The organism is Nitrospirota bacterium (assembly GCA_040755395.1).
GTDB lineage: Bacteria > Nitrospirota > Nitrospiria > Nitrospirales > Nitrospiraceae > DATLZU01.
The window spans coordinates 219,748-231,573 of record JBFMAX010000004.1 but is presented as its reverse complement, the minus strand read 5'-3'; the positions used below and the strand labels follow the sequence as shown (position 1 = coordinate 231,573).

Annotated in this window: 15 protein-coding genes; 8 read left to right on the top strand and 7 right to left on the bottom strand. The window is 64.0% G+C overall.

Annotated elements, in window-relative coordinates:
• Positions 1–2: 2 nt before the first annotated feature.
• From AB1555_09170 to AB1555_09150, 5 genes are all read right to left on the bottom strand, one after another.
• Positions 3–1,379, bottom strand: a complete 1,377-nt coding sequence (locus AB1555_09170; GenBank protein ID MEW6246866.1) for a TolC family protein — start codon at positions 1,377–1,379, stop codon at positions 3–5.
• A gap of 114 nt (positions 1,380–1,493) precedes the next feature.
• Entirely contained in the window at positions 1,494–1,682 is a 189-nt protein-coding gene (locus tag AB1555_09165) for a DUF2892 domain-containing protein (GenBank protein ID MEW6246865.1), read from the bottom strand.
• A gap of 187 nt (positions 1,683–1,869) precedes the next feature.
• Positions 1,870–2,430, bottom strand: coding sequence for a VOC family protein (locus tag AB1555_09160; GenBank protein MEW6246864.1), 561 nt, complete (start codon positions 2,428–2,430; stop codon positions 1,870–1,872).
• A 153-nt stretch (positions 2,431–2,583) separates the two neighbouring features.
• Positions 2,584–4,101 (bottom strand): aldehyde dehydrogenase family protein, encoded by a 1,518-nt coding sequence (locus AB1555_09155; GenBank protein ID MEW6246863.1) that lies wholly within the window; start codon positions 4,099–4,101, stop codon positions 2,584–2,586.
• A gap of 104 nt (positions 4,102–4,205) precedes the next feature.
• Complete coding sequence (locus AB1555_09150) at positions 4,206–5,294, bottom strand: saccharopine dehydrogenase C-terminal domain-containing protein (GenBank protein ID MEW6246862.1); 1,089 nt, start codon at positions 5,292–5,294, stop codon at positions 4,206–4,208.
• A gap of 473 nt (positions 5,295–5,767) precedes the next feature.
• Here AB1555_09150 and AB1555_09145 point away from each other — a divergent pair, with 473 nt between their 5' ends.
• The 5 genes from AB1555_09145 to AB1555_09125 all read left to right on the top strand — a co-directional run bounded on the left by AB1555_09145 (position 5,768) and on the right by AB1555_09125 (position 9,231).
• Positions 5,768–6,280, top strand: a complete 513-nt coding sequence (locus tag AB1555_09145; GenBank protein MEW6246861.1) for a PilZ domain-containing protein — start codon at positions 5,768–5,770, stop codon at positions 6,278–6,280.
• 117 nt (positions 6,281–6,397) lie between these two features.
• Positions 6,398–6,745 (top strand): metalloregulator ArsR/SmtB family transcription factor, encoded by a 348-nt coding sequence (locus tag AB1555_09140; protein ID MEW6246860.1) that lies wholly within the window; start codon positions 6,398–6,400, stop codon positions 6,743–6,745.
• Between the two features lie 62 nt (positions 6,746–6,807).
• Positions 6,808–7,638 (top strand): arsenite methyltransferase, encoded by an 831-nt coding sequence (locus tag AB1555_09135; protein ID MEW6246859.1) that lies wholly within the window; start codon positions 6,808–6,810, stop codon positions 7,636–7,638.
• Between the two features lie 4 nt (positions 7,639–7,642).
• Positions 7,643–8,734 carry an ACR3 family arsenite efflux transporter gene (gene arsB, locus AB1555_09130; protein MEW6246858.1) on the top strand — a complete coding sequence of 364 codons (1,092 nt, stop codon included), beginning with the start codon at positions 7,643–7,645 and terminating at the stop codon, positions 8,732–8,734.
• A gap of 74 nt (positions 8,735–8,808) precedes the next feature.
• Positions 8,809–9,231: an arsenate reductase ArsC gene (locus AB1555_09125; protein MEW6246857.1), complete on the top strand. Its 423-nt coding sequence runs from the start codon at positions 8,809–8,811 to the stop codon at positions 9,229–9,231.
• A gap of 129 nt (positions 9,232–9,360) precedes the next feature.
• On the opposite strand, the gene AB1555_09120 is transcribed toward AB1555_09125, so the two are convergent.
• Complete coding sequence (locus AB1555_09120; GenBank protein ID MEW6246856.1) at positions 9,361–9,969, bottom strand: PilZ domain-containing protein; 609 nt, start codon at positions 9,967–9,969, stop codon at positions 9,361–9,363.
• 120 nt (positions 9,970–10,089) lie between these two features.
• Between AB1555_09120 and AB1555_09115 the strand changes: the two genes are divergently transcribed.
• Entirely contained in the window at positions 10,090–10,380 is a 291-nt protein-coding gene (locus AB1555_09115) for a hypothetical protein (GenBank protein ID MEW6246855.1), read from the top strand.
• Positions 10,381–10,413: 33 nt separating this feature from the next.
• Here AB1555_09115 and AB1555_09110 read toward each other — a convergent pair whose 3' ends face one another.
• Positions 10,414–10,836, bottom strand: a complete 423-nt coding sequence (locus AB1555_09110) for a hypothetical protein (protein ID MEW6246854.1) — start codon at positions 10,834–10,836, stop codon at positions 10,414–10,416.
• A gap of 427 nt (positions 10,837–11,263) precedes the next feature.
• Between AB1555_09110 and AB1555_09105 the strand changes: the two genes are divergently transcribed.
• Together AB1555_09105 and AB1555_09100 are read left to right on the top strand one after the other, a co-directional pair.
• Positions 11,264–11,491 (top strand): hypothetical protein, encoded by a 228-nt coding sequence (locus tag AB1555_09105; protein ID MEW6246853.1) that lies wholly within the window; start codon positions 11,264–11,266, stop codon positions 11,489–11,491.
• A gap of 49 nt (positions 11,492–11,540) precedes the next feature.
• Positions 11,541–11,816: a hypothetical protein gene (locus AB1555_09100; GenBank protein ID MEW6246852.1), complete on the top strand. Its 276-nt coding sequence runs from the start codon at positions 11,541–11,543 to the stop codon at positions 11,814–11,816.
• The last annotated feature ends 10 nt before the right edge of the window (positions 11,817–11,826 follow it).

Sequence of the window (11,826 nt, the reverse complement as noted above, 5' to 3'; positions counted from 1 at the left end):
ATTCAACCTTGTCCCTTGCGGAACTGCCCCGTCACCAGTTCCTGGCGCGCATGGCCGATCCGCTCGTCGTACAGCGCCCGCATCCGGTTGTGCTTGGCCTGATTCAAGACCATCTCCGCGGTGAACAGGTCGAGCACCGGCGCGATGCCGGATTCGTAGCGGTTTCGGATGATCCGAAGGTTCTCTTCCGCCTGCGCCACCGCGCTTTCGCTGACGGCGAGGCGTTCGCGCGCGGCGGCGACGGCATAATAGGCTTCTACCACTTCGACTTCAATCTCCCGGCGCTTGGCCGCGAGCAGTTCGCGGGCCTTCTGCTCCTGCGCCCGCGCCTTGCGCACCTGGGCGGCGTCCTGCATGCCGTTGAACAGATTCACGCTCACGATCCCGAGAGCGGCATAGTTCGTCTGCCCGTTCGGGCCCAACGGAAAGGTGCTGTTGTTCTCGAAACTTCCCTGCAGATTGAAATTCGGCAGGTAGGCCGATTTGGCCAATTGGGTCGCCATTTCGGCTTTCCGGAGCTCCGCGGCCAGCATGCGATAATCCGGTCTGCCCTCGAGCGCGGTCGCGACCGCGGCCTCCAGGTCGTGCGGGCGCATCTCGCCCGCGGTCAGGCCTTCGACGACGTCGACCGGCTCGTCCAAGCCGATGGCGTGACGCAAGGCGATGGCGGCGACGCGCACCATCTGATCCGCGCGGATGGCCTCTTCCCGGACCGCCGCCAGCCGCACCTCCGCCTGCAACACATCCGACTTCACCACCGTGCCGCCTTTGTAGCGCGAGGCGATCTGCTTGGCGTTCGCTTCGGCGATCTGGACGGTTTCGCGCGCGATGCCCCGCACCGCCTTGGCCAGCGCCAGATCGTAATAGGCCCGCGTGACGGTGAACAGCACGTTCTGCCTTGTGCTCTCGACGCCCTCCGTCGAGGCGGCGTGACCGACATCGGCGATGCGAAGCCCGAGCCGTTCCCGGCCGCCGTTGTAGACGGGCTGGGTCAGATGAAGCGCCGAGCGATAGTTCTCGGTCGAGCCGGGCCGGTTCAGCGTCCCGATGTCGAAGCCGGCCTGGGTGAACCGCCCCTGATTCAGCAGGATGCCGAAGGCCTGCGCGGGATTGTTCGTGTTGGTCCAGGCCTCGACCGCTTCCAGCTTGGGCATGTAGGCGGACCGAGCGATTTGCCGCTGGGCTTCCGCGGACCGCAGGTCCTGGCGGGAGGCCTTCAACACGGGGCTATGCTGCTGCGCCAACTCCAGCGCCTGCTCCAGCGTCAATTCGCGGGCGGCGGATGCCGTACCCGTCGGCCACAGCAGCGCAGAGACCAGCAACGAGGCGACACAGGAGAGCGCGGAGAAACCCGGCGCGGTTTGTCTGACGGCTCGCATCGGCGGACTCCTTTCATCGAGACCGTAATGGGTGACGCGTAATGCGTGACGGGAACATGGATGACGGCCGGCGTACCTCAGCCTAACGCGTCACGCGTCACGTGTCACGGCTCGTTATTCCTGCACCCCGAGCTTTCGCAGCAGCGCCATCATGGGACACCAGCCGGTGAACGCCGACTGGATCAGATTGACGGCGACAACGGCCGCGAAATAATTCCAGTAGGGATGGACCGTGGCGCCCAGAAGCAGCGCCAGCAACACAAAACTCCCGGCAATCAAACGCATCCATTCATTGAGTCGCATAGTCCCCCTCCGTTCGTCCTGACTGTAAGAGGCATGGGCCGGGGGAAAAGATTCAGCGAAATTGGGTGAGGGGCTAGGAACAAGGGGCTAGAGGCAAGAGGGAAAACGGAGGGAAGAGGAAGCCGAAACAAAGACTCCCGACCCCTTTTTTCGTTCCGACCCCTTTTTTCGTTCGACGCATCACGTGTCACGTTCTTTTTACCGTGGACTTCATCAGGCTGTCGGCTTGGGGCGGCATGAAGCCCAGGTAGCCGCGGTGGCGTTCGGTCAGCTCCAGCACGGAGAAAGGCTGGCCGTCGACCATCTCGGGCGCGGTGAAGATCTGCCGCAGTTCGCCGCCGCGCGGGCCGACGATCTCGCCGGCGAAGACGACGCCCTTGGCTTGGAGCCGCTGAATCGCCTTCTCGATGTCCTCCACGCGCACCGCCACATGGTGCAAGACCTGATCCCCGAACTTCGCCACCCAGCCGGGAATGATGCTGGTCTTGCCCTTCTCGCCCGGATAGGCCTGATCGACGAACAACGCCGGATAGCCGGCCAGCCGGTACACCTTCGCGAACCAGTCGTCGTAGTTCAGCGTCTCGCTGTAGGCGTAGCCGAGCTTCGTGAATTCCTCGGCCCGCCGGTCGATGTCCAGGGTTCGGATGGTCAGGTGGTCAACGACGGGTTCGAAGCCCACCCCGGCTTCATCCAGCATGTCGTGCAGAATGCGCCCCGCGCGATTGTTCGAGAGATAGTCGCCGACCATCTTTGCGATCAAAGCATCCAGCTCGGCTCCATTCCGCATGGCAACCCCCATGATAAGAAATTAGGAATGAGTAATGAGGAATTATGAATGAGGAATTGGCGGCGATGAATGCAAGAGCGCGCGCTTCATTCCACATTTCTCATTCCACATTTCTCATTCGCCAAACGTGATTCCCTGCGCCAGCGGGAGGTCGGTCCCCCAGTTGATGGTCGTGGTCTGCCGGCGCATGTAGGCTTTCCAGGCATCGGAGCCGGCTTCCCGCCCGCCGCCGGTCTCCTTCTCTCCGCCGAACGCCCCGCCGATCTCGGCGCCCGACGTGCCGATGTTGACGTTCGCGATCCCGCAGTCGCTGCCCGCCGCGGAGAGAAACCGCTCGCTGTGCCGGAGGTTCAGCGTGAAGATCGCGGAGGAGAGCCCTTGCGGCGCATCGTTCTGCATGGCGATCGCCTCGTCCAGCGTCTTGAACGTCATCACGTACAGGATGGGCGCGAAGGTTTCGCGCTGCACGATCTTCCAGTGATTCTGCGCGCGCACGATGGTCGGCTCGACGAAGTACCCGGGCCCCGGCAGCACGCGGCCGCCGCAGAGAATCTCACCGCCCTCGCGCTTCACTTCGCCGAGCGCCGCGCGATAGGCTTCCACCGCGGCCTGATCGATCAGCGGTCCCATGAGGACGCCGGGCTCAAGCGGATTGCCGATGCGGACCTGCTTGTAGGCCGCCGCCAGCCGTGCGACCACATCCTGGTAACGCGACTCATGGACGATGAGCCGCCGCGTCGTGGTGCAGCGCTGGCCCGCCGTGCCGACCGCGCCGAAAAGGATCGCCCGGACGGCCAGGTCCAGATCGGCGCTCTCATCGACGATGATCGCGTTGTTGCCGCTCAACTCCAGCAGCGTGCGACCCAGCCGGCCGGCCACGAGTTCCGCGACATGGCGGCCGACCGGCACCGACCCGGTGAACGAAATCAGCGGGAGCCGGGCATCCCGCACCATCATCTCGGCCAGGTCTGCCCGATCCGTGATGAACAGCGAGAAAATGCCGTGGTAGCCCTGCCGCTCCATCACCTGATTGCAGAGACGCTGCACGGCGACGGCGCAGAGCGGCGCTTTCGGCGACGGCTTCCAGATCACGGGATCGCCGGCCGCCGCCGCGATGAAGGCGTTCCAGGCCCAGACGGCGACCGGAAAATTGAAGGCGGTGATCACCCCGACCGGCCCGAGCGGATGCCACTGTTCGTACATCCGATGGTTCGGCCGCTCCGAGTGCATCGTCAGCCCGTACAACATCCGGGACTGGCCGACCGCGAAGTCGGCCATGTCGATCATCTCCTGCACCTCCCCGTCGCCTTCGGCTTTGATCTTGCCGACCTCCATCGCGACCAGGCTGCCCAGCGCGTCCTTTTTCTCGCGCAGGGCCTGTCCGATCAAGCGGACGACCTCCCCGCGTTTGGGCGCGGGCACCATCCGCCACGTGCGGAAGGCGTCGGCGGCGTCCCGCACGATCCGGCCGTAATCGTCCGCCGAGCAGAGATCGACCTTGGCGATCACCTGGCCCGTCGCGGGGTTGATCGACTCCAGCACGCCGGCCCCGCTGGAGGTCGACCACCACCCGGGCCCCGAACTGCCGCCGGGATTCACCGGCTCAATGCCCAATTCCCTGAGAACGTCCATACGTGAACTCCAGCCCGTAGCAAACAGCGAATAGCTCATAGCGAGCAGCGGTTCTGTCCGCGACCCGCGATCCGCGATCCGCGATCCGCGACTCGCTTATTCTGTCATCGAAACCACGCCCCGAATCGATTCTCCAGCACGCGGCGCAACGGAAACGTCTCCTGCGTGACAAATCCCTTGTACGCCGAGGGATCGCTGAGCACGATGTCCATCACGCTGCACAGGCCCGAGGCGGTCGTCACCTGAATCGCCGACCAGAGCCGGCCGCGGATGGTCTGCGGATAGATCTTCTTCACATAGGTTTCCTCGAACAACGCTCCCTGGCGCTTTCCGGTGACCGACGCGTAGATGAGCACCACATCCTGCAACGTCTGCGGGATGGCGTTCTCCAGGACCCGTTTCAACGTCTCCCGGTCCTCGTTGAGCTTCAAATCTTTCATCAGCAGATGGATTTTCTCGCAATGCCCGGGATACCGCAGGGTCTTGTAGTTCATCGTGCGGACCTTGCCGGCGTAGGTGTCCGCCAGCGTACCGAGTCCGCCCGAGGTGTTGAAGGCTTCGTACAGCAAGCCGTCGACCTCGATGGTTTCGTACCCCTCCAGCGGCAGGAGCGTCACTTTCTTCCCGCCCTCGATGCCTTCGCACAGGTTCCCGTACTCGTTGATCAGCCCGTCGGTGGACCAGGTGAGCGAATACTTGAGGGCGTTGCTCGGATTGACCGGGAGAGCCCCCACCCGCAGTTTCACCGTGTCCAGCGCCTCGAAGTGCGTCATGAGTTCCTGCGCCACGATGCTGATGAATCCCGGCGCCAACCCGCATTGCGGCACGAACGCGCGATCCGATCCCTTGCTGAGCGCCTTGATCCGCTCCGTCACTTCGATGTCTTCGGTCAGGTCGAAGTAATGCAGGTGATGCGCGCGGGCCAATTCGGCGACCGCGGGATTGCAGAAATACGGGAGGCTCGAAACGACGGCCTCGAAGGAATGGGCGCGCAGATACTCCCCGACGACTTCGGGACGGCGGACATCCAACGCGCAGGGCGTGAGGCGCTCCAGGGCCAGGTCTTCGGCCAGGCGCTTGGGCGCATCCAGGGTGACATCTCCCAGATGGACGTCGTACCGGCCGCTGTCCGCCAGCAGGCAGGCGACCAGCGAACCGATCTTTCCGGCGCCCAACACCAACACGCGAGGCATCCTGTTCTCCTTCCGCCGCCCATTGTATACCTCCGACGCCGATTGAACCAGCGCCGCAGAAACTGCTCTGAAAATGCCCCCTCACCCTCCCCTCTCCCCCAGACTGGGGGAGAGGAGAAAGGTGAGGAGGACCGGATAGGGCATCTTCGGGGTACCCGTTGCCCCGGGTACCCGTTGCTCTTCTCGTTGCAACGGGTGCAAGCAACGGGTCAAACAGGGTGAGCCGAAGGCTCATGACAACTCTTTACGCTGAGAAACCCGCGCGCCGACCCGGTTATTCCTTCGACTACACCGTCATGCCGCCGGCGGTCCGGCACAAATTGGAGCGAACATGGTCAAATTCCGACCCCGCCGGAGGCGGGTGCCGGCGGGACGATTGTGCCACGCTTGCCTTTCGAGATTGCAGGCATGGACCGTCTCTTGCACGGTTCATCGTACATCTACGACCAGACACGTGAAGCCCGGATGAACCGATGAAACTGCAGGGATCAGCGTCCGACGCACATGCGGGGAAAATCCTTGCGCTCGACATCGAACAGGAGTTGATCTCCGTCTTGAGCGCCCAGGGCGAACCATTGCGCACCGTTCCGTGGAGCGCGCTCATCCGGTGGCTCGACTCGGCAGCCTCGGAGCGGCACGGAACCCAAACCAGGCTGCACCCGCGAACCTCCCTGGCCCTGCGAGTGACATATGCGACGGAGGGGGGTCGATCGTTCGAAGGGATGACCTCCGGCATCGGCGGAGGTGGACTCTTCATCGAAACCGTTGCGCCGCTGCCGACCGGTACGGCATTGACGGTGGGGTTCGCCCTGCCGGACCGTCCCTGGGTCAGACTCACCGCCTCCGGCAAGGTCGCCTGGATCCGCCGGAAGCCGGAACGCCACGTCCTGCTGCCCGGCATGGGCATTCAGTTCATCGAGATCGCCCCGAGCACGCTGGACCGCCTCATTGGATTCATCACCATGCTTCGGCACACCCGCCACTGAATTCTCCACGCGAACGGCGCAGAATCCCCTATAGCTGTCAGCTTTCCCCCTGACCTCTCTCCCCTCCCCGCGAAATGATGGAGAGGCAGGGAGAAGGAAGGATTGACAAATCAACTTTTGTTGATATATCTTCAGCCCATGCCGCAGACGGCGACGCAAGATGTGACGCGAGCCGCGCGACTGTTCCACGCGCTGGCCGACGAAACGCGCCTAAAGATCGTGGAATTCCTCAGCAGCGGCGAGCAATGTGTCTGCGATCTGACCGAGGCGTTGGAGACGGGACAGTCCCGGCTGTCTTTTCATCTGAAGATCCTCAAAGAAGCCGGCCTCATCAGAGATCGGCGTGAAGGGCGCTGGAACTACTATTCGCTGGCTCCGGAGGCGTTCGATGATGTCGTCAAGCTCGCCGGCGCGATGAGGGACGGCACGAAACTGTTCGCGAACCCTTCGCGCTGCTGTCGGTAGTAGTCTTTTTTTTGGCCGTATTCATCAACAATTGTTGTTGGATGAGAAATGAGGAGGACGCCATGAACACTCAGGACATTCGAGAGACCGTCAAAACCAGGTACGCGCAGGCGGCCTTGCAAGTGAAATCCGGCCGCAGCTCCTGCTGCGGGACGGCAGCTTCGCCGCAGGCATGGGACCCCATCACGTCCGATCTGTACGAAGCGAGCGACAGGGCTCAGGTGCCGGAAGAAGCCGTCACTGCGTCGTTGGGCTGCGGCAACCCGGTGGCACTGGCGCAACTCCGCCCGGGTGAAACGGTCCTGGATCTGGGCTCAGGCGGAGGCATCGACGTGCTGCTCTCCGCCAGGCGGGTGGGGCCGACCGGCAAGGTCTACGGCCTGGACATGACCGATGAGATGCTGGCGCTCGCCCGCGAGAACCAGCGCAAGGCGGGCGTCGAACACGTGGAATTCCTCAAAGGGGAGATGGAGAACATCCCGCTTCCCGACGGCGCGGTGGACATCATCATCTCCAACTGCGTCATCAATCTCTCCGGCGACAAGGATCGCGTACTGGCCGAGGCCTTCCGCGTGCTGAAACCGGGCGGCCGACTGGCCGTCTCCGACATCGTGGTCCGCAGGACCGTCCCGGCCGACATTCGCAAAAGCCTGGAGCTGTGGGCCGGCTGCGTGGCCGGCGCGCTGGAGGAAGCCGCGTACCGGGCCAAGCTGGAGCAAGCCGGCTTCGTCGGGATTTCCATCGAGCCGACCCGCGTATATCGCGCCGAGGACGCGAAGCAGTTTCTCAGCGGATCCGGGCTCGATGCCGACGCGATCGCGCCGCTCGTGGACGGCGCGTTCATGAGCGCCTTCGTCCGGGCGACGAAACCGCCGATCAGCGCGAAGGAGTGACGCGATGGAACTCGCCGTTCCGGTCGTCCGACCGGCCGTCAAACGACTGAACCCGTTCGAGCGTTATCTGAGCCTCTGGGTCGGGCTCTGCATGATCGCCGGCGTGCTGCTCGGCAAGAGCGCGCCGGCGCTGATCGACGGGCTCAGGAGCCTGGAATTCGGCCACGACAGCCACGTCAACCTGCCTATCGCGCTGCTTATCTGGCTGATGATCATCCCGATGATGATGAAAGTGGACTTCGCCGCCGTGCGGGAGGTCGGCCGGCGGCCGCGCGGCCTGGCGGTGACGCTGCTCGTCAACTGGGTCGTCAAGCCTTTTTCGATGGCGCTCATCGCCTGGTTGTTTTTTCGCCACGCCTTTGCGCCGTGGCTCATGCCGGCCGAAGCCGACCAGTACATCGCCGGCTGCATCATCCTGGCCGCGGCGCCCTGCACGGCGATGGTGTTCGTGTGGAGTTATCTCACGGACGGCGATCCGGCCTACACGCTGGTGCAGGTGTCCGTGAACGACCTGATCATGTTGGTCTTGTTCGCGCCGATCGTCGGCCTGTTGGTCAGCGGCGCCTCGTCGCTGTCGGTGCCGTTTGAAGTCCTGCTGTATTCCGTCGTCGCCTTCATCGTGATCCCCCTGGCGGCGGGCACGACCCTGCGCGCCTGGTTCATCGCCCGACGGGGCCGGCAATGGTTCGAGCAGGTCCTTTTGCCCCGTTTCGCTCCGGTGACCATCCTGGCCTTGCTGGCGACCTTGGTGTTGATCTTCGCCTTTCAGGCCGACAACATCACGGGGAAATCGCTGCACGTCGCCTTGATCGCCGTGCCCATCCTGCTGCAAGTCTATCTCAACGCCGCCCTCGCCTACGGCGCGATGAAGACGCTCAAGGTGGAACACGCCGTCGCGGCGCCCGGCGCCTTGATCGGCGCGAGCAATTTTTTCGAATTGGCCGTCGCCACGGCCATCGCGCTCTTCGGTCCAGGATCCGGAGCCGCGCTGGCCACCGTCGTCGGCGTGCTGGTCGAAGTGCCCGTCATGCTGTCGGTGTGCGCGGTCTGCAACCGTACGAGACATTGGTTCCCCCATGGGGAGGGGAAGGGGTAACGGGATAGCGGGGTAAGGAGTGAGGGTCAGGGATCGTGGTGAAAGAAAAAAGAAAAGACGACGCTGAGAAGATTATGAAGAAGAAAGTGCTGTTTCTCTGCACCGGCAATTCCGCCCGGAGCCAGATGGCCGAAGGGTTCCTGCGCCATCTTGCGGGCGACCGCTTCCTGGTCGCCAGCGCCGGCACCCATCCGGCCGGCCTCAATCCCTATGCGGTGGAGGCGATGCGCGAAATCGGGATCGACATCTCCCGTCACGTCTCCGAGCGCGTCGATACCTATCTGGGCGAGCGCTTCGATCGGGTCATCACCGTGTGCGACCGGGCTAAAGAATCCTGTCCGATGTTCCCCGGCGCGCCGAAGCTCTCGCATTGGAGCTTCGAGGACCCGGCGGCCGCGACGGGCACGTTCGAGGAACGGCTGGCGGTGTTTCGGAAGGTGCGCGATCAGATCGAGCAGCGGGTGCGCGGCTTCATCGAACAAGAGGCGATGGCTTAGAATGCGGGTCCCGTCGCCGACCAGCCCGTCCGTGCTCGCACCCCGCCCGGTGTAGGGACCCCGCTGCGCGCGGACGGGCGCCCAGATCGGCACCACCCGCATTCTCGTGGTGTGGGGAGAGCCAGCGATTCATGCGGACTGTCTCAGGCGACGGGCGATGATCCGACGAAGACGTGCCCGTTCCTGCGGGTGGATGTCCGAGAACAGCAGCCCGATCCGGGTGTCCTTCACCGACCGGACTTCCGCTCCGTCGATCTCCAGCGGCGGCTCGCCGTCCATCGTATGGATGCGGAGGCGAAGCCGCGCGCCCCTGGCCGGCGGCGCGTCGCTCCTGACCGTACAACCCCGAATCGACAGGTTGACCGTCATCCCCTCCTGTTCTTTCTCTTCGCTATCCGCCGACGCGGACCGAAACAAGACGGGGTACTGAACCGGCAGGCGCCGGTACTCCCGCCTCGGGTTAAAGCCCGGACCGGCCCGCGAAGCCAGGAAGCGGTTCGCGCATAGTTGGCACCGGAAGGGAGAAATCAGCAGACACGCCAGCAATAATTCGCGGATGCCCTGCCGAGAAGCCTGGTGCACCCATTGACTGCCGCATTGCGGGCACTTCGGCATAGCCATCTGGACCGTTCGACGTTCGGGCAACGACGCCGCTGCTTCGATCGCCGAACTCTCCTCGTGTCCGTATCGATCATACCGATCAACCGAAGAAAAACCAATGGCGCTCTCTGTTTCCATCACCGCCCGTCCCGAGCGCGAACCCGCGATATTTGCGATCTCGGGCTCCGGAGAGCCGGACACAGTCAGGAGCGGCCGGATCCGCTTCCCGCTTGACGGGGCGAGCCGCTCGAGGCCGCCATGCTGAAGCTTTGGACCGGAGCGGTCCTGTGTCTGCTGCTGTCCGCCTGCTCGCCCTGGCGGGTCGAGTATCTGGAAGACACGCTCCGCGAAGCCTCTCAGGACGAGATCGTCCACAAGTTCGGGTACCCTCAGCGCCTGAAGCGCCTGGACGACGGAACAACGATCTGGGAATACGACTTCGTGGGCCGCGGCGCACGGTGCGCGCGCTATACCCTTACGTTCGATACCCAACGCCGGCTTCACCGGTGGGATCGCCTGCCCTGCGGAGGAGAGGCGCGGACCATGTGACCCTTCTTGCCGGAAGACGGTGTTACGGCCTCTTCATCGCGGGGGAGGCGCGTCGTAGCCGAGTTCCTGTACGACGCCCTGCGCATCGTAGCGAATCCAGATCGCGCGGGCGAGGCGTTCTTCCCCGCCCGGTGGAGTGTGACCCGGGGTCCCCAAACCCGGTTCGAGAGGCTTCATTTTGGTCGCCGTGGTGCCGAGCGGACCGGCCTCGAAAGTGGGGATGCTCGGTGGCGGGAGCGTCAGCCTCTCCGGCGCCACCCGATACACGGCGATCGCACCGCTCGGGAGCGGCGCCGTTGAGTCGGGGTCGCCGAAGCGGGCGAGAACCTCGTCGCGAGTGGTGCGCCCGATCTCGATCCAATCGGTCCGTCCCGTGTAGGAGCCGTGGACGTCCGCTCTCGCGACGCAACCGGCCGCCAGAAACAGGGCGCACACCGCCGCTATTGCCGAGACCATCGAAGCCTTACCGACATCCGCTGTTGTTCATGAACGTTCCTCTTGCGCAGGTACCACGACTCTGAAACGCAGCGTCCGCAGAGGTCGCTGCGCCGACCAGCGCCTCTTCTCCGCCGGCGATTCGGTCGCGAGATCCGACAGGAACGCCGCCACGAGGCCTCCTTCCAAAAGAAGGTGGGATATGGTCATTGCGGCTCGTTACGGAGATGTTTCCCCGCCGTTAGGCGAATGTAAATTGCCGACGACATCGCCGCCCGGTCGAGTTTCCAGCTCACCGGTCTCCGAATGACCCGCGACGTCGGCGCAGAATTTCCACAAACGTAACGCTCTACGGCCCTCGCCGTAACACTCCCCCGTTATCATGGGGCCCGACGAGCGGGCGACAAGACCGCGTAGGATCCACCGCGTTCTGCCAGGAGGCGGCGCCATGACGGACTGTCAACGCTGCGGCGGGTTCATGGTTCCGGAGTTGTTCCGAGACGGCGTGTTCGTCTCGGTCGGCTTACACTGCCTGATTTGCGGAGAACTGATAGACCCGGTGATTCTTCGAAACCGCGGAAACCCGCCGGTCCCGACCGAACCGGACGAATTCTCGTCGTGGCTCCCGCCCGATCGCGATGATGAGCAGTCCGTCGGAGCGGATCTTTCGTGGTAGAGACGTTCCGCTCGACGCGAGGCGTCGCCCGGCACGCTCCATCTCCAGGATGCTGAAACGACCCAGCAAGGGTCATAGGTCCTCCGTTCATGCCTCGTCGAACCGGGACGGCGCTCGTCGCCGGCTGCTGGATGAGCTCCGGTCGCAGTTGGAGCGTCCACGGGTCGCCCTGTTGAGCGAAGCCGGCGAGCCCCTGGGCCATCGCCTGGAACCGGAACATTTGGCCGACCCGAGCGACCAAGCCGCCATCGAGCGGGATCGCGAATATCTGTTGCGCATCAGGGAACGGGCGAAGCAAAAGCTGAGGCAGAGGGCTGCACCATGACGAGCTGTTC

Excerpts from the sequence above, each read along its gene's own strand:
- AB1555_09170 (MEW6246866.1), bottom strand. The coding sequence starts at position 1,379 with ATGCGAGCCGTCAGACAAACCGCGCCGGGTTTCTCCGCGCTCTCCTGT.
- AB1555_09165 (MEW6246865.1), bottom strand. The coding sequence starts at position 1,682 with ATGCGACTCAATGAATGGATGCGTTTGATTGCCGGGAGTTTTGTGTTG.
- AB1555_09160 (MEW6246864.1), bottom strand. The coding sequence starts at position 2,430 with ATGGTCGGCGACTATCTCTCGAACAATCGCGCGGGGCGCATTCTGCAC.
- AB1555_09155 (MEW6246863.1), bottom strand. The coding sequence starts at position 4,101 with ATGGACGTTCTCAGGGAATTGGGCATTGAGCCGGTGAATCCCGGCGGC.
- AB1555_09150 (MEW6246862.1), bottom strand. The coding sequence starts at position 5,294 with ATGCCTCGCGTGTTGGTGTTGGGCGCCGGAAAGATCGGTTCGCTGGTC.
- AB1555_09145 (MEW6246861.1), top strand. The coding sequence starts at position 5,768 with ATGAAACTGCAGGGATCAGCGTCCGACGCACATGCGGGGAAAATCCTT.
- AB1555_09135 (MEW6246859.1), top strand. The coding sequence starts at position 6,808 with ATGAACACTCAGGACATTCGAGAGACCGTCAAAACCAGGTACGCGCAG.
- arsB (MEW6246858.1), top strand. The coding sequence starts at position 7,643 with ATGGAACTCGCCGTTCCGGTCGTCCGACCGGCCGTCAAACGACTGAAC.
- AB1555_09125 (MEW6246857.1), top strand. The coding sequence starts at position 8,809 with ATGAAGAAGAAAGTGCTGTTTCTCTGCACCGGCAATTCCGCCCGGAGC.
- AB1555_09120 (MEW6246856.1), bottom strand. The coding sequence starts at position 9,969 with ATGGAAACAGAGAGCGCCATTGGTTTTTCTTCGGTTGATCGGTATGAT.
- AB1555_09115 (MEW6246855.1), top strand. The coding sequence starts at position 10,090 with ATGCTGAAGCTTTGGACCGGAGCGGTCCTGTGTCTGCTGCTGTCCGCC.
- AB1555_09110 (MEW6246854.1), bottom strand. The coding sequence starts at position 10,836 with ATGGTCTCGGCAATAGCGGCGGTGTGCGCCCTGTTTCTGGCGGCCGGT.
- AB1555_09105 (MEW6246853.1), top strand. The coding sequence starts at position 11,264 with ATGACGGACTGTCAACGCTGCGGCGGGTTCATGGTTCCGGAGTTGTTC.
- AB1555_09100 (MEW6246852.1), top strand. The coding sequence starts at position 11,541 with ATGCTGAAACGACCCAGCAAGGGTCATAGGTCCTCCGTTCATGCCTCG.